Below are 15,394 nucleotides of genomic sequence, written 5' to 3' on the forward strand. Positions count from 1 at the left end.
GTTGTTATATAGCTAGATAGGGCTGTAGTATAACCTGATTAAGCTGAACTCTGGATAACAAATTAGCTAGGTGGATCTATTTGCTTACCCATGCTGGTATTCAGTCTAAACCAACCGGCAATACTGTAGCGCGCTTGTTTGGCTGGCAAGACCTCATGTGGAAATTCTTCACTTAAAAATATCACCAAAGTACCGCAGTTTGGTTGCACCCGGATGATTTCTTGTTGATGATTATCTGGGTGGTAAATAACTAATTCACCACCATTATTCGCCTGCCAGTCTGGGTTTAAATAATAGACAGTTGATAATATCCGATTGGCTTGACCTTTGAACGAATCTAGATGTTTTTTGTAAAAATCACCAACTTGATATTGGGCAAAATGCGCTTCGTAACTAAACAAACCTAAATATAAACTGCGATTTAACTCAATGCGCAATTGCTCCATTTTATCTAACCACAAGGCTTCAGTTGCTTGTTGCTGATCCATCCATTTTATTTTATCGCGACGCACTGTGTTGTTGATGTTTTCATCACTTTCACGGCCGATGGCGGCTTGTTTCAGCTGGCTTTGTTGTAGTTGTTTGGCATGGGTATACAAGTGGTTTTCAAACTCAGGCGCAAATGCATGCTCAATAACGGCATAACCTTGTTCAACTAAAGCTGTGATGATGTTGTCGAATAACATGAATAAACCCCAAGACACGCCAGATGTGGCTTGGGGCATTGTAGGGGATTATTTGAATTTGCCAATGTTAAATTGACCTGAGGTTAACTTAAATGCCTCCACGAATGTGTTGTCGCACTTTTTGTTGGTAAAAATCAGCTAATAATTGTGTGATCTCAGTGGGTAACTTATCTAACTGGCTAACCGCCGCATTGTTAATCAGCTGCTGACTTTTGCTCACACCAGCAATCACACTGCTTACCGCAGGTAAGTCTAACAACCAACGAATGGCAATTTGTTGTAAGTTGAGCTGTGTTGGGAAATCTAATTCACTATGCTCAATCAATAGCTGTTGAAGTTGTTCAACCAGAGCTAAACCTTGTTCAAATGCAATGCCATTAAAAGTTTCACCTACGTGGAAGTGTGCGCCATCTTTATTGTAGTTTCTATGATCTTGTGCTGAAAATTGGCGATCTGCAGACATTTTTCCAGACAACAAACCCGATGCCAGCGGCAGGCGGGCGATAATGCCAACATTTTTGCTGGTGGCTAACGGCAATACTTTGTCTAAAGCGTCTTGGCGGAATATGTTTAACAGCATTTGTAAGCTAGTCACTTTACTGTAATTTAAACAAAATTCAGCTTCGTCTAACATTTCGACACTGGCACCGTAAAAACGAATTAAACCTTGTTGCTGAAAGTCTTCTAACCAATTAAACACTTCACCGGCAAACAATACTTCACGTGGAACACAGTGTAATTGAATGAGGTCAATTGCATCGACCCCTAAACGTTGCAGCGAACCTTCAATATTGTTTTGCATTGTTTGTTTAGTGTATTGATTGGGGAATAATTTAGCATCGCGCCCCACTTTAGTCGCAACAATGGTTTGCGTTGAATTATGCTGGTTGTTTGCAAGCCATTGACCTATGCGGTTTTCACTTAAACCTGCGCCATAAACGTCAGCCGTGTCTAAGAAGTTAACTTGCTGCTGTTGTGCTGCCGCTAAAATTTCATTGGCTGTGTCTTGTGAAATTGGCCCAAAATCGTCACCGAGTTGCCAACACCCTAAACCAATTTCTGATACTTGTAGGCCGCTGTGGCCGAGTGTGCGTAATTTCATTCTGTACCTCATACAATAATTTGCTAGTTATTTTACTCGGCACATTGGTTTGGATATATACTTAACAATTTTACACATTGTTAAGTATGGTTTATCAATAGCATGTTAAAAGGTTTATTAGAATTTATTACTGTGGTTGAACAAGGCAACTTTACTTTAGCAGCAGAACAACTAGGTACAACTCGTGCGCGTGTCAGCCAAGTGATTGCTGAGCTTGAGCAAGAATTAGCTGTGCAACTGATAGTGCGCTCAACTCGCAGTATGCAGCTGACTGCCAGTGGTGAGCGTTTTTATCAGAATTGCCGCAACGGCTGGTCAATTTTGCAAGATTCGATTGAGCAAGTTAAATCGAGTCAAACTCAGTTGTCTGGGTTAATTCGAATTAATTCAGTTGGTGGCTGGTTTGGTGAGCGTATCTTGGCACCCTTGTTAATCCAATTTATGCACAAATACCCACAAGTTAAAATTGAACTAGATTTTGCCAGTAGCCATGTCGATTTAATTGCAGATAGATACGACTTAGCTGTGCGCATGGGCGATTTGCCTGATTCAAATTTAATCGCTCGGCCACTGACCTTTTATCCGTCTTATGTTTGTGCTTCTCCCGATTATATTAAAAACTACCCTGTAGTAGAGCATCCAAAACAACTAAAAAATTACCCTTGTCTCTTGGGTAGCATGAAAAAATGGCAATTCAGTCAAAATAGCCAAGCAACGACACAAAGTTATGATTTTCAACCAACTGGTACTTTGCAGTGTGCAAATGGTTATGTCGCCTATCAAGCGGCAATGGCGGGCGTGGCTATGGTGCGCTTGCCAAGTTATTACGTAGCGCAAGATATTCAAGCAGGGCGGTTAGTTAACATGGTTGAGGGTTGGAATGCTAAAGGTAGCCAAGTTAGTTTAGTGTACGCCAAAGCTAAATTTAAGCCTGCTCGAATTGAATGTTTAATTGACTACCTGTGCGCTGAACTGGCTGACGATAGTGGCAGCCGGTTTGCCTAAATGGAAACCTTGGGCGCTATCGACCGCTAACTCGGCTAGCTTGTCGAGCAGTTCTTGAGAATCAACAAATTCGGCTGTTACTGCCATATTATTACTGTGGGCAAAAGCGACCAATAGTTTGACGATTTGTTCGGTTTTTTCATCCTTTAATAAACGTTGAATCAAGCTGCCATCAAGCTTTATTACGTCGGCATTTAAATCTAACAAGTGACTAAAATTTGAATAACCTGTGCCAAAGTCGTCTATGGCTAAACTGCAACCTAAAGTTTTCACTTGTTGCACGAATTGTTTAACTAGCGCGTAGTTTTCTATGCCTTCGGTTTCAGTGATTTCTAAGGTTAAAAAATGCCCGGCAAGTGAGCTTTCAAGTTGCGCGACTAAATACTCTACCGTTGGTGCATGACCTATATCTTGCATGGTAAAGTTTATTGAAACTAGAACTTTGTATTGTTTAATACATAGGAGTGCGTGATCTATCATCTGTCGCGTTAATCTATGATATTGCTGCGTACGTTTAGCTATGTCGATAAATAAATTTGGCGTGATAACACCACCGTCTTCTTCGTGTATTCGCGCTAACATTTCATAACTTTTTATTTGACCACTGCTAATATCGACAATCGGTTGATAATAAGCGACTAACCTATGTTCATTTAACGCAGATTTTAGTTTATTGACCCATTTGGCATTATGCGCTTGCTGTTGAACTTTCTGTTCATCTAATTGATACCAAGCAAAGCTTTGCTGTTGTCTACGGCCTCTTGCCATAGCCTCTCGTGCTTGTTCAATATATCGATCATCATTAATTATTGTTGCACCTACAGATACAGTTAAAGTAACACCGCCGACTTCGGGCAACAACTCGGTTGATTCAAACTGTTCAATCAAATGGGTTAAATAGCGGGTAACTTGTTGTTGAGTATAAGTATGCGAAAACAACAAACCAAATTGATCCGCATTTAAGCGGTAAGCTTTGATTCGTTGGCTGCTCTTACTCATTAATAAATCACCAGTGGCAACCAATAAACGGTTACCTATAGCTGTACCATAAAAATGGTTGAGAGACGAAAAGGCATTGATATTGATTAATGCAAAAGTTTCACCTGTGCTAACTACATCTTTGCTCAATGCTAAGCGGTTGGACAATTGGGTAAGGGGGTCTATGCTTTGTTGCACTATTAATTGATTGCGTTGTCTTACCATTAAATAAGAAAAAACCGTAATAAAAATAGTTAAAACAATAGATATTTGCCCTAACCAAAACAGTAGGTTTTGATGTGTTTCAAATATGGACTTTGGTTTGTTATGCACAATTGCCCGAGCTATTACTGGGTGAGACACATTTAGCCCAAAACGTTTAATTTGGTTGTAATCCATATGCAATTGCGGCTGTAAATTATCAATAGTGCTAACTGTGGGGGCGCCACTGAGATACTGGTGAGCAAGGTGGGCTGCTTCAAAACCAAATTGTTCAGCAAATAAAAAACCGCCTAAAGCACCATCGACATAATTCATTGAAACTAATATTGGTCGATTAAGCTGATTGCTTAGTGCACGTATTGTATCATTTACGTGGAGTATTTCGCCTGCAACATTCTTCAGTGAGCCAGCTGTGCCTAAAATAATTGGCCCTGGCTGCGCTTGTACAAAAAAGTCGACTATCTGGGCTAAATATTGTTTTTGCACATGTTTAATGGTTATCGACTTATCTAGCTTTAATTGGTCAATTTGCTCACCGACGTATTGATCGGTAACACTGCCATCGCCAACATAATAAATTGTGCTGATATTTGGGTAGAGTTCGGACAGAATTTTCACATATTCAGCAAAATAGGGTTTTTCATAAACGCCACTGACTTGCTGAAATGGGTAAGTTTTTAACAGCTCTGTATTACTAACGCCTGAAAACACTATAGGTGTATTGGAGAAAATTCTAGGTTTAAGACCCAAAACAAATTTGGCTGCATTATCATCTGTGACGTAAATTAAGTCAGGTTGGAATTTTTGATACTTAGCAACCAGATAGTTTTGAAACAATGTGATGTATTGGCTGCTAGGCTCTATACGTTTGGTGTCTAAATACTCACTCGAAAAACGTAAAGTTTGTTGGCCGTTTAACTTTTGTAGTTGTTTGGTAAAAGCTTGTTGCTGTTTGACTGTCCAATCAAAATCTTGACTGTACGAATGGACCATTAGTATGTGCGGAGGGTTCGTGTTGGCATGTGCCAAAGGCATATATATTACCAGCAGGCTCAATAATAAGCCTAACAACCACTGCATACAGCCCCACCCAATTCAGCAAATAAAACAAGTTTATAACATTTGTGACGTTTTTGCGCTAGTTATGCAGAATTTAGGCTGTTTAAACAAAAAAACCGAAACTGAGTGACTCAAGTTTCGGTTTTTGCAGATTTGGATTATGTCAGGGATTATTCAGCTTGGCCGAACTCAACACCTTTTTCAATGTCACCTTTTAAAGTTGGTAACATGTCATCAAATGCTTTTTGTTCAAATGCACTGATAGAACCGAAGTCTAAAATAGCTTCTACACCGTCTTTACCTAATTTAACCGGTTGTGCGAAGAAAGGTGCATTTTCACCATTGCCTTGAACGTATGCACATTCAATCACTTCTTCACCTTGTAAACCTTTAATTAAAGATAAACCGAAACGAGCTGCAGCTTGACCCATAGATAGAGTTGCAGAACCGCCACCCGCTTTAGCTTCAACAACTTCAGTACCTGCATTTTGGATACGAGTTGTTAAGCTTGCGATTTCTTCGTCAGTGAAAGAAACACCTTCAACTTGTGACAATAAAGGTAAAATAGTTACGCCAGAGTGACCACCAATTACATCAACTTTAACGTCTTGTGTTGATTTGCCTTTTGCTTCAGCGATGAAAGTTTCAGCGCGGATAACGTCAAGAGTAGTTACACCGAATAAACGCTTAGGATCGTAAACACCTGCTTTTTTCAATACTTCTGCTGCAATCGGCACAGTAGTATTTACTGGGTTAGTAATAATACCAACTAAAGCTTTAGGGCAAACATCAGCAACTTTTTGTGCTAATGATTTGATAATACCTGCGTTGATGTTAAATAAGTCAGCGCGATCCATACCTGGTTTACGTGCAACACCAGCAGAAATTAATACAACATCAGCACCTTCTAATGCAGGTGAACAGTCTTCACCAGCAAAACCTGTTACTTCAACATCAGTTGGGATGTGGCTTAAATCTTTTGCAACACCTGGAGTTACAGGGGCAATATCATACAAACTTAACGCTGAACCCGCTGGTAAGTTTAACTTTAACAATAGACCTAATGCTTGGCCGATACCACCAGCCGCACCAATAACTGCAACTTTCATAATGTTCTCCATTTATTTGAGTGAGAAGACGTCAAAATTTGCCAACAAAGATAAAAGATTGATAGACAAATGACAATTGCTGTCGGGAATTAAATCTATCAATCGTTTGTATAGTGACTATAGCAATGCCTGTTTTATTATGATTTATTTTGGCTCAGGTGGGCAGTTAAATCGCCAATTTCTAACATAGGTGCTGCATCTAAGTGCTGAGCATCCATCATTTGCACAACACGCTGCAAAGATGACAGCATCATATGCTGCTCCCAATCTTTTAAGTCTCTAAATTGACGAACAAAATGTTCTTGCAAAGGTAATGGTGCTTCGCTTAATAATTCTATACCAGCATCGGTTAAATACGCATGTACTTTACGTTTATCTTGGTTTGAACGCACTCGGTAAACCAGCTCGCGTTTTTCTAAACGATCAAGAATACTAGTAACTGTCGCTTGTGACAGGCTAATTTCATTGGCTATTTCGCCAATTGTCACTTCACCTTTTTCTTGAATCGCTCTCAATAGCAAAAGTTGTGGTGCAGTAATGCCAGAGGTTTTAACCAGCTGTTTTGAGTGTAAGTCAGTTGCTCGTATCAGTCTACGTAATGTAATAAGCACTTCTTCAATAGGTTCAACTTGCGCCAAAGCATCTTCCATCAGTGATTTTGAGTTGTCATGTATTATAAACATAAATTACAGCTTATTCGACTTCTGGTAACTGTTGTGCGACAAGGTTTGCGAAGTCGACAACTATAGTTAGGTTATTGCCTTCGTTTATTGTGCCTGTTACCCAATTTGAAGTTTGTTTATCTCTAGCTTCAATGCTTGTATCTATTGACTCAGGGTCAAACTCAATAATGCTATCAACCTGATCGACAGTTACACCAATGCGCTCTTGACCAGTGTTTTCTATAATTAGAATATTGTTTTGTTGTGTAATATTTTTATCACAAAGTAATTTCTCACCGCTTAATATGGTAATAACTTCACCCCTGATACTTAATATGCCCTCCGCGAATTGATTTGAGCCGGGAAACGGATTGCACGCTTCATATGGTATAACTTCCTTTATTTGTTGGATGTTACAGCAATATCGAGTTTCATTTATTAGAAAGGCTACCCATTTGTTCAACATAAAACCTCAAATAAAAATTAACGCTGGATCTTATAAGAATGTTTAGTGTACTATATAAAACAATATTTAGACATCTAAATATTTTAATTGTAAATAATTTGAGATAAAACTTTCGATATGGATCGAGTTAATCAAAATTTGGGGCAACTGACGTTTCGTTGTCCAACAGCCAACGATGGCTATGCTGTAAACCAGCTAATTGCGGCTTGCCCGCCATTAGACACTAATTCTGTATATTGCAATTTGCTGCAGTGTACACACTTCAATGAAACCTGCGTGGTAGCAGAGCTTGACGGTGAGATTGTGGGCTGGATGTCTGCTTATATCAATCCGCAGAAAACAAGCACGATTTTTATTTGGCAAATGGCTGTTTCTGAAAAAGCCAGAGGTCAATCTTTAGCGTACAAAATGTTAAATCATTTATTGTCACGAGTGGTATGCAGTGAAGTAACTCACGTTGAGACCACTATTACTAAAGATAATCAAGCTTCACGTTCGGTATTTCGTAAATTGGCGAGTCAATTAAATACAGGCTGTGCTGAGTCTAGTTATTTTGTTCGTGATATCCATTTAGGCGGCAAACACGCAGACGAGTATTTATTCAAAATTGGGCCAATTTCTTCCAATGCTAAACGCATGATTAAAATTAAAGAGGAAAACTTATGAGTATCTTTCAACAGATGGAATCTAACGTACAGTGTTATGCCAATTCTTTTCCGGTTACTTTTAACCGCGCAAAAGGTGCGTATTTATACGACGAAGAAGGCAATGCTTACTTAGACTTTCTTGCTGGTGCTGGCTCATTAAATTACGGTCACAATCAGGATGAGCTTAAGCAGGCGTTAGTTGATTATATTATGCAAGATGGTGTTGCACATGGTTTAGATATGCATACCAATGCCAAAGCGGCATTTATGCAAACTTTGCAAGACGTCATCTTAAAACCGCGTGGTTTGGACTATAAAGTTCAATTTACTGGACCTACTGGTGCCAATGCAGTTGAAGCTGCACTTAAATTAGCGCGCAAAGTAACTGGCCGCACAAACGTAATTAGTTTTACCAATGGTTTCCATGGTGTGACTTTAGGTGCGGTAAGTGCTACAGGTAATCAACACCACAGAGGTGGTGCGTCAATTCCACTATCTGGCGTAACCCGTATGCCTTTCTGTGGTTATTATGGTTACAACGCAGATACTTTGAAGATGATCGACAAGCAATTGTCTGATCCATCAAGTGGTATCGATGCGCCTGCGGCATTTATTGTAGAAACAGTGCAAGGTGAAGGTGGTTTAAATATCGCGACACCTGAGTGGTTGTTAGGTTTACAAAAGCTAGCGAAAAAACACGGTGCATTGTTGATTGTTGATGACATTCAAGCTGGCTGTGGTCGTACCGGTAAATTCTTTAGTTTCGAAGAAGCAGGTTTAAAACCAGACATTGTTACATTGTCTAAATCTCTAAGTGGTTTTGGTTTGCCGCTAGCAATTGTTTTATTTAAACCAGAGCTAGATGAATGGGCGCCGGGTGAGCACAACGGTACATTCCGTGGTAACAACCATGCATTTATTACTGCAAAAACTGCGTTAGAGACTTATTGGGCTGACCAAGAATTTGAAAAAGAAATTCAACAAAAAGCTGAATTAGTCCGTAGTTACTTTCAATCTGTAGTCGATGAACTGGGTGTGACTCATGCGCGTTTGAAAGGCCGTGGTTTGATGCAAGGCATCGAATTTAGAACGGGTGAAATTGCTGATAGCATTACATCACGCGCATTCGAAAATGGTTTAATTATCGAAACTGCTGGTAATCAAGGCCAGGTAGTTAAGTGTTTTTGTCCATTAACTATTGAAATGCAAGACTTAGAAAAAGGTTTGCAAATTGTAGTTGAAGCCATTGCGGCAGAGTTTAACACTAGCTTAAAAGCAGCTAGCTAAGCTGATTTAGAGGATTAAAAATGATAGTAAGAGATTTGGCTAAAGCTGAACAATCAGAACGCAAAATTGTCAGTGAAGGCTGGGATAGTACCCGGTTGATTTTGAAAGATGACAATATGGGTTTTTCTTTCCATATCACGACTATTTTTAAAGATGCAGAGTTACATTTGCATTATCAAAATCACTTAGAGTCGGTTTATTGTGTTTCTGGTACTGGCTCAGTTGAAGATTTAGCAACAGGTGAAGTTCATCCAATTAAACCTGGGGTGATTTATATTTTAGACAAACACGACAAACACATCTTACGTGCCACTACTGAGATGAAAATGGCGTGTGTGTTTAATCCACCATTAAATGGTAAAGAAGTACATGACGAAACGGGTGCTTACCCGTTAGAAGCTGAAACTGTTAGCGATTAATTTTCCTCTCTGTTGTGCTGGCTGCCAGGCCAGCACCTTATCCCTTTCGATTAATTAATTTGAATAGAGAATCAATAATGCAGGTTTCAAATAACCATACAGTGGAAAAAATTGGCGGCACGTCAATGAGTCAGTACGATGCGGTGCGCGATAATATTATCTTTAATCCGGCGCTGAAAAATCCGTATCAGAGAGTTTTTGTTGTATCTGCTTACGCAGGTATTACTAATTTATTATTAGAACATAAAAAAACCGCCGAGCCAGGCGTGTTTGGTCGCTTTGCTCAAGCGGAAGAAGATCAAAGTTGGATTGAAGCTTTTGCTTTGGTTAGACAAAAAATGCTTGATATCAACCAAGAGTTGTTTGGTGATGGTCAGTTAAAAGACAAAGCAGATAAGTTTATTTTACGCCGTTTAGATGATGCTGAGCGCGCGTTAGCAGACTTAAATAGCTTGTGTCAGCACGGTCACTTTGAATTAGATGATCATTTGGCGAAAGTACGTGAAATGTTAGCCAGTATTGGTGAAGCACACAGTGCGTGGAATATGGCACATCTTTTACAAAAAGAAGGTGTCAACGCGGTTTTTGTTGACCTAACGGGTTGGAATATCGACAAAGCGGTAGACATGGATGAGCTGATTAAAGATGCTTTTTTCTCGCTAGATTTACGCGAATGTTTGCCAATCGCAACCGGTTATTGTCATAGCGAAAAAGGTTTAATGGCAACTTTTGATCGTGGTTATAGCGAAATGACTTTCAGCCGTATTGCTGTGTTAACTAAAGCGCAAGAAGCGATTATTCATAAAGAATATCATTTAAGCAGCGCAGATCCTAAGCTGGTTGGTGAAGACAAGGTTGTGCCAATCGGTATGACCAACTATGATGTAGCTGACCAACTTGCTAATTTAGGGATGGAAGCTATTCACCCTAGAGCAGCAAAAGGCTTGCGTCAGTCGGAAATTTCGCTGCGAGTGAAAAATACTTTTGAGCCAGAACACAAAGGTACATTGATCACATCTACTTATGTCAGTGACAAACCAAAAGTGGAGATAGTTGCTGGCCGTCAGCAGGTTTACGCATTCGAATTGTTTGATCAAGATATGATGGGCCAAGTCAATAAATTTGATATTGAAACCCTAGCTTTGATCAACGAACTCAAAATTGAAATGGTTAGCAAAGACGTTACCGCTAATAGTATTACCCACTATTTAAGCTGTAACTTGAAAAAAGCTAAACGTTTATTGGTTTTACTAGAAAAGCAATTTCCAGAAGCTGAAATTAACTTGCGCAAGGTGTGTATTGTTTCTGCAATAGGCAGTGATATGCAAGAAGCCGGTATGTTAGCTAAAGCGGTTAAAGCAATCGCTGAACAAGGCATTAGCATTCAGGCTTTACATCAGTCGATGCGCCAAGTTGATATTCAATTTGTATTAGATGAATCGCACTTTGAACAAGCGATTATTGCTTTGCATCAACACTTGGTTGAAATACAACCAGAGGTTTAACATTAAGTATAAAACAACCCAAGTACGCGGACGCTCAAATAACTTTTGGGCGTTCGGTGTAAATATTTTTAAACCAAATCATCCCGATGTGCAAGCACTGGTGGAAGATGGTTTTGTGCCGCAACATTATGCATCGAAAGTTTGGCAATCGAATTTTCTGCTAATGAATATCCTCAAAGACATTCCATTTAAACGCAAACTCAAAGTACTAGAAATAGGTGCGGGTTGGGGCGCGCTCAGCGTGTTTATGAATAAACATTACGACGCGGATGTGACTGCGAGCGATTTAGACGCCAATCTAAAACCTTATCAGCAATCTTTAGCTGAGCACAATGATACTGAAATCGACAGTCAAACGATTGCGATTGAAGATATTGATGATACTTTGCTCGAAGACACAGACTTAATTGTCGCCTCTGATATTTGTTACAACCAAGACACCAAACAAGCTTTGCAATCATTAGTTGAATCAGTTGCATGCCGCAACGATGTGGTGATGTTGTTGGCGGATATTGGCCGTAAAGCTTTTATGCAGTTAAGTGACGATAATCAAAACTTTACCGATGTGGAGTTGCATAACCACAGCATAGCGCAGCCAATTGAAATGGATGGTTACGTATTAAGTGTTAATTCGCTTGAGGGCGTATTATGTTAATCAGTTTTATTGTTTTTCTCAGCTGTTTTGCCATTATCGGTTTGAGCTCGGCAAAATTCGCCAGTAAAAACAAAGAAGATTATTACCTTGCTGGCCGCAGTGTTTCAGCTTGGTTAGCTGGCTTATCTGCTGTAGCAACCAACAACAGTGGCTATATGTTTATTGGGGTAATTGGTTACACCTATTATGCGGGTTTATCTGCTATTTGGTTGATGATAGGTTGGATTGCCGGTGATCTTATCGCCTCATTTTATATCCACAAAAAAGTCCAACAACAAGCAAAAAAGACCGGCGCTGTGTCGGTTATGTCACTAGTCAGCTTATGGCAAGGTGAAAACTTTCAATTATTACGCCGATTATTAGCTTGGACGGCATTATTGCTGATGACAGCTTATGCCGCTGCACAATTTATCGCTGGTAGCAAAGCTTTGCATGTATTGCTTGATTGGCCAATTTGGATGGGCGCAATTTTAGTTGCAGTTATGGTTGCTGCTTATTGTTTTGCTGGTGGTATTCGCGCATCTATTTGGACAGATGCGGCACAGTCATTTGTTATGGTTGCGGCTATGAGTATTTTACTTTTTGCTGCAGTGCAACATATTGGTGGTATTAATCAAGTTATCACTGAACTTAGGCTGGTGGACGGCTTTTTTGATTTAACCCCAGACGGTTTGATATTTGATAATCAACTCGGTGTTATCGCCTTTGCAATTGGTTGGATGTTTGCTGGTTTTTCTGTGGTTGGTCAACCGCATATTATGGTGCGTTTTATTGCACTTGATAGTAAACAAAATATGCGCACTATGCGGATGTGGTACTACCTGTGGTTTAGCATATTTTACGCTATGGCCACTTGTGTTGGTTTATTAAGTCGCATTCTATTAGACAACCAAGCAAGCTTTGATGCCGAACTCGCTTTACCTATGATGGCACTAGAATTATTACCCGGCTGGTTAGTTGGCTTGATTTTGGCCGGTATATTTGCTGCAACTTTATCAACCGCTGATTCTTTGGTGTTGAGTAGCTCAGCGGCATTTTCGCAAGACTGTTTAGCTAAACCAGTCACTAATACCAAAGTTATCAAAATTATCACTTTATCTATTACCTTATTAACTTTATTTGTTGCTATGTTTGCCAAACAAAGTGTTTTCAGTTTAGTGGTATTTGCTTGGGCAACGTTAGGTTGTGCATTAGCGCCTATGTTAATAGGACTTATTTTGGGTTGGCGCATTAGCCAGCTACAGGCGCTCATTGTTGTCATTGCTTCGGTGGCAACAGCTATGCTTTGGCGTCAATTAGATTGGCACAATCAAATTTATGAAGGTTTTGCCGGCATTGTGGTTGGTGTCGCTGTTTTTTACCTAAGTGCGTTGAAAGCCGTAAAATCGTCTGGGGTCGCCAATGAAAGCAATTAAAGCTTTATTTATGCTGTTACTCCTGATTGCTGCCGATGTTAGGGCAGAGCAAAATAACGGCGACTCTAAAGCTGAACAACAGCAATTAGCGGATAAAATTGAAGGGTTAGAGCAACCTTTATACACGCCTTTTATTGAACGCTATTTGTTAGACGAAGTTAAAACCATACGACAGCAACAAATTGCTTTGGAATCTAAATTGGCAGAGAAACTCGCCGCTGCGAAATTAGAATCGTCTGATAGAGCAATTCGTTATACGGCAGATACAGTTAATAACGTATTTTTTATTATCACAGCTGCGGCTTCTGTATTGGTATTAATGGGCTGGCGTTCATTGCGCGACATTAAAACGCAAATTGAAGAGCATGTCAGCAGCAAGGTCAGCGCAGTTAGTTTAGAGTACGAAAAACGTTTGGCTGATGTTGAAGACAAACTTAAACGCCGCTCAGAACAAATTATTTCAACCCAAGAAGAAATCGCCAGAGCAAACCAGTTGCATGCTTTATGGATGCGCGCAGGGCTAGAAAATAATCCACAACAAAAAGTTAAGTTGTACGATGAAATCCTTGAATTAAATAGTGAAGATGTCGAAGCTATTACCTATAAAGCCGATGCTGTTTTAGAATTAGGTGAATGTGAATGGGCGCTTAACTTATCGACCAAAGCGATTGAGCTAGATGAGGATTATGCATTGGCATATTGGCAGCGAGCTTGTGCGTTTGCTGCTTTAGGCCAGTTAGAGGTGGCGGTTGACGACATCCGCACTGCATTAGATAAATCCCCGGCATTGTCGGTTGAATTAGCCCATGAAAAAATGTTTGAAAGTTTACAGGGTGAAGAAAGCTTTAAAAATTTGTTAAGTTAATTTGCGTAAACTGTTCTTAGCGACTAGTCTTAATTATTAACCCTGCTCAAAAAGTGAGCTGGGTTATATAGACCTTTTAGGCTACAGATAAGAAGGAGTTTAAAATGCAGATTAGTTGGCAAGATATAGTAAGAACAGGTTTTGTAGTCTTTGTTCTAGTGTTGATGTATCAACTTGTATTTGTTAAAGCGGCTTATTTTGATTGGCTTGCAGCACCGGTAGCAGCTGGGTTGGCAATGGCAGTAGTATGCATGATTAAACGTTGCATTAAACATCCTCAACCTTCTTCTCAACATTAACCGAGGTAGCTAGGGAAGCGACTTTTAAAACTCAGATTGAGTAGAAGTTGTTGAATTAACTGGATGCAATAAAATGCAAAAAGTTATCTAAAAATATAATCACTAGTTTTAAGAGGGCGCGTCAGCGCCCTTTGTTTTAAGTGCTATTTGTTAATGCTGAGGTTTATCTAATAACTCAGCTAAATCAGCTTCAACAAAGCTATAGTTAGTTAAACAATATTCACATTTCACTTCAATTTTACCTTCTTCCAGCAAGATAGCAGTCAGTTCGCTTGGTTGAATACTGGCTAACGCATTATAAGTTTTGTCTTTTGAACAACCGCAGTGAAAGGTTACAGCCTGTGGCTCAAATACTTTAACTTGTTCTTGGTGGTATAAGCGGTATAACAAATCATTGGCAGCTAAGCTGAAAATTTCTTCCGCTTTAACCGTAGCGGTCAATTGGGCTAGGTGCTCCATATTAGCATCGTCTAACTCTTTTTCTTCGCCTGGTAATCTTTGTAATAACATACCAGCAGCTAAAGCTTGTTGTGTGTCTGTATATAACCAAATATGCGTGTCTAACTGTTCCGATTGTTGGAAATAATCTTCTAAACAAGCTGAAATGCTTTCTTTTTCTAATGCTACTATGCCTTGATAGCGTTCGCCTTTTTCTGGGGTAATGGTGATCACCATAAAGCCTTTGTCACCAAAAGCACTGGACAATTTATTGTCAGTTGGCGCTTGTGAGTATCGTGCAACACCACGTAAAGCTTGTTTGTCTGTGCCGTTAATTGCAACGTAAGAAACAGGCCCATTGCCTTGAATTTGTACCGCGATATCACCGGTAAATTTTAACGTTGCAGTTAATAAACTGGTTGCCGCAAATAGTTCACCAATAATCTGTTTGATGCTGTCTGGGTAGTTGTGATTCTGCAACATTTGCTGATAACTATCGGCAAGCTGCACTAACTCACCACGTACATTCATTTCGTCAAAAATATATCGATTTAGTTGATCTGGCGTTTTCATCT

At 39.7% G+C, this 15,394-nt stretch carries 16 protein-coding genes; 9 read left to right on the forward strand and 7 right to left on the reverse strand.

Features of this window, described 5'->3' with window-relative positions; genetic code table 11:
- Positions 1-62: 62 nt before the first annotated feature.
- Together ACMZOO_RS11825 and ACMZOO_RS11830 are read right to left on the reverse strand one after the other, a co-directional pair.
- Positions 63-686, reverse strand: coding sequence for a 2OG-Fe(II) oxygenase (locus tag ACMZOO_RS11825; RefSeq protein ID WP_440903542.1), 624 nt, complete (start codon positions 684-686; stop codon positions 63-65).
- An 88-nt stretch (positions 687-774) separates the two neighbouring features.
- On the reverse strand, positions 775-1,788 hold the full coding sequence (locus ACMZOO_RS11830; protein WP_440903543.1) for an aldo/keto reductase: 1,014 nt from the start codon (positions 1,786-1,788) through the stop codon (positions 775-777).
- Between the two features lie 102 nt (positions 1,789-1,890).
- On the opposite strand from ACMZOO_RS11830, the gene ACMZOO_RS11835 reads away from it, so the two are divergent.
- Complete coding sequence (locus ACMZOO_RS11835) at positions 1,891-2,793, forward strand: LysR family transcriptional regulator (protein WP_440903544.1); 903 nt, start codon at positions 1,891-1,893, stop codon at positions 2,791-2,793.
- On the opposite strand, the gene ACMZOO_RS11840 is transcribed toward ACMZOO_RS11835, so the two are convergent.
- The 4 genes from ACMZOO_RS11840 to ACMZOO_RS11855 all read right to left on the reverse strand — a co-directional run bounded on the left by ACMZOO_RS11840 (position 2,737) and on the right by ACMZOO_RS11855 (position 7,289).
- Positions 2,737-4,986, reverse strand: a complete 2,250-nt coding sequence (locus tag ACMZOO_RS11840) for an EAL domain-containing protein (RefSeq protein WP_440903545.1) — start codon at positions 4,984-4,986, stop codon at positions 2,737-2,739. The genes ACMZOO_RS11835 and ACMZOO_RS11840 overlap by 57 nt on opposite strands.
- Before the next feature lie 236 nt (positions 4,987-5,222).
- Positions 5,223-6,161, reverse strand: coding sequence for a malate dehydrogenase (gene mdh, locus ACMZOO_RS11845; protein WP_016957134.1), 939 nt, complete (start codon positions 6,159-6,161; stop codon positions 5,223-5,225).
- 137 nt (positions 6,162-6,298) lie between these two features.
- On the reverse strand, positions 6,299-6,844 hold the full coding sequence (locus ACMZOO_RS11850) for a MarR family winged helix-turn-helix transcriptional regulator (RefSeq protein ID WP_440903546.1): 546 nt from the start codon (positions 6,842-6,844) through the stop codon (positions 6,299-6,301).
- Positions 6,845-6,854: 10 nt separating this feature from the next.
- Positions 6,855-7,289, reverse strand: a complete 435-nt coding sequence (locus ACMZOO_RS11855; protein WP_440903547.1) for a chemotaxis protein CheW — start codon at positions 7,287-7,289, stop codon at positions 6,855-6,857.
- A 117-nt stretch (positions 7,290-7,406) separates the two neighbouring features.
- Between ACMZOO_RS11855 and ectA the strand changes: the two genes are divergently transcribed.
- The 8 genes from ectA to ACMZOO_RS11895 all read left to right on the forward strand — a co-directional run bounded on the left by ectA (position 7,407) and on the right by ACMZOO_RS11895 (position 14,381).
- Positions 7,407-7,955, forward strand: a complete 549-nt coding sequence (gene ectA / locus ACMZOO_RS11860; RefSeq protein ID WP_440903548.1) for a diaminobutyrate acetyltransferase — start codon at positions 7,407-7,409, stop codon at positions 7,953-7,955.
- Positions 7,952-9,223, forward strand: coding sequence for a diaminobutyrate--2-oxoglutarate transaminase (gene ectB, locus ACMZOO_RS11865; RefSeq protein ID WP_440903549.1), 1,272 nt, complete (start codon positions 7,952-7,954; stop codon positions 9,221-9,223). Before ectA ends, ectB begins: the two co-directional genes overlap by 4 nt.
- Before the next feature lie 20 nt (positions 9,224-9,243).
- A complete protein-coding gene (locus ACMZOO_RS11870) occupies positions 9,244-9,642 on the forward strand; it encodes an ectoine synthase (RefSeq protein WP_016957139.1) in 399 nt (132 codons plus the stop codon).
- A gap of 77 nt (positions 9,643-9,719) precedes the next feature.
- Positions 9,720-11,147, forward strand: coding sequence for an aspartate kinase (locus tag ACMZOO_RS11875; protein WP_440903550.1), 1,428 nt, complete (start codon positions 9,720-9,722; stop codon positions 11,145-11,147).
- Positions 11,125-11,802: a class I SAM-dependent methyltransferase gene (locus ACMZOO_RS11880; protein WP_440903551.1), complete on the forward strand. Its 678-nt coding sequence runs from the start codon at positions 11,125-11,127 to the stop codon at positions 11,800-11,802. Before ACMZOO_RS11875 ends, ACMZOO_RS11880 begins: the two co-directional genes overlap by 23 nt.
- On the forward strand, positions 11,796-13,217 hold the full coding sequence (locus ACMZOO_RS11885) for a sodium/proline symporter (protein WP_440903552.1): 1,422 nt from the start codon (positions 11,796-11,798) through the stop codon (positions 13,215-13,217). Before ACMZOO_RS11880 ends, ACMZOO_RS11885 begins: the two co-directional genes overlap by 7 nt.
- On the forward strand, positions 13,204-14,082 hold the full coding sequence (locus tag ACMZOO_RS11890) for a TPR end-of-group domain-containing protein (protein ID WP_440903553.1): 879 nt from the start codon (positions 13,204-13,206) through the stop codon (positions 14,080-14,082). The genes ACMZOO_RS11885 and ACMZOO_RS11890 overlap by 14 nt, the downstream gene beginning before the upstream one ends.
- Before the next feature lie 104 nt (positions 14,083-14,186).
- Positions 14,187-14,381 (forward strand): hypothetical protein, encoded by a 195-nt coding sequence (locus ACMZOO_RS11895; protein WP_016957144.1) that lies wholly within the window; start codon positions 14,187-14,189, stop codon positions 14,379-14,381.
- Between the two features lie 150 nt (positions 14,382-14,531).
- Here the strand turns inward: ACMZOO_RS11895 and hslO are convergent, their stop codons facing one another.
- The gene (gene hslO / locus ACMZOO_RS11900) at positions 14,532-15,392 is read right to left on the reverse strand and encodes an Hsp33 family molecular chaperone HslO (RefSeq protein ID WP_440903554.1); all 861 of its coding nucleotides are present in this window, start codon (positions 15,390-15,392) and stop codon (positions 14,532-14,534) included.
- Between the last annotated feature and the right edge of the window lie 2 nt (positions 15,393-15,394).

Source organism: Catenovulum sp. SX2, from assembly GCF_052056295.1.
Classification (GTDB): Bacteria; Pseudomonadota; Gammaproteobacteria; order Enterobacterales; family Alteromonadaceae; genus Catenovulum.

Bases quoted from the DNA above. Each gene is read 5' to 3' on its own strand.
- ACMZOO_RS11825 (WP_440903542.1), bottom strand. From the start codon at position 686: ATGTTATTCGACAACATCATCACAGCTTTAGTTGAACAAGGTTATGCC.
- ACMZOO_RS11830 (WP_440903543.1), bottom strand. From the start codon at position 1,788: ATGAAATTACGCACACTCGGCCACAGCGGCCTACAAGTATCAGAAATT.
- ACMZOO_RS11835 (WP_440903544.1), top strand. From the start codon at position 1,891: ATGTTAAAAGGTTTATTAGAATTTATTACTGTGGTTGAACAAGGCAAC.
- ACMZOO_RS11840 (WP_440903545.1), bottom strand. From the start codon at position 4,986: ATGGTCCATTCGTACAGTCAAGATTTTGATTGGACAGTCAAACAGCAA.
- mdh (WP_016957134.1), bottom strand. From the start codon at position 6,161: ATGAAAGTTGCAGTTATTGGTGCGGCTGGTGGTATCGGCCAAGCATTA.
- ACMZOO_RS11850 (WP_440903546.1), bottom strand. From the start codon at position 6,844: ATGTTTATAATACATGACAACTCAAAATCACTGATGGAAGATGCTTTG.
- ACMZOO_RS11855 (WP_440903547.1), bottom strand. From the start codon at position 7,289: ATGTTGAACAAATGGGTAGCCTTTCTAATAAATGAAACTCGATATTGC.
- ectA (WP_440903548.1), top strand. From the start codon at position 7,407: ATGGATCGAGTTAATCAAAATTTGGGGCAACTGACGTTTCGTTGTCCA.
- ectB (WP_440903549.1), top strand. From the start codon at position 7,952: ATGAGTATCTTTCAACAGATGGAATCTAACGTACAGTGTTATGCCAAT.
- ACMZOO_RS11870 (WP_016957139.1), top strand. From the start codon at position 9,244: ATGATAGTAAGAGATTTGGCTAAAGCTGAACAATCAGAACGCAAAATT.
- ACMZOO_RS11875 (WP_440903550.1), top strand. From the start codon at position 9,720: ATGCAGGTTTCAAATAACCATACAGTGGAAAAAATTGGCGGCACGTCA.
- ACMZOO_RS11885 (WP_440903552.1), top strand. From the start codon at position 11,796: ATGTTAATCAGTTTTATTGTTTTTCTCAGCTGTTTTGCCATTATCGGT.
- ACMZOO_RS11890 (WP_440903553.1), top strand. From the start codon at position 13,204: ATGAAAGCAATTAAAGCTTTATTTATGCTGTTACTCCTGATTGCTGCC.
- ACMZOO_RS11895 (WP_016957144.1), top strand. From the start codon at position 14,187: ATGCAGATTAGTTGGCAAGATATAGTAAGAACAGGTTTTGTAGTCTTT.
- hslO (WP_440903554.1), bottom strand. From the start codon at position 15,392: ATGAAAACGCCAGATCAACTAAATCGATATATTTTTGACGAAATGAAT.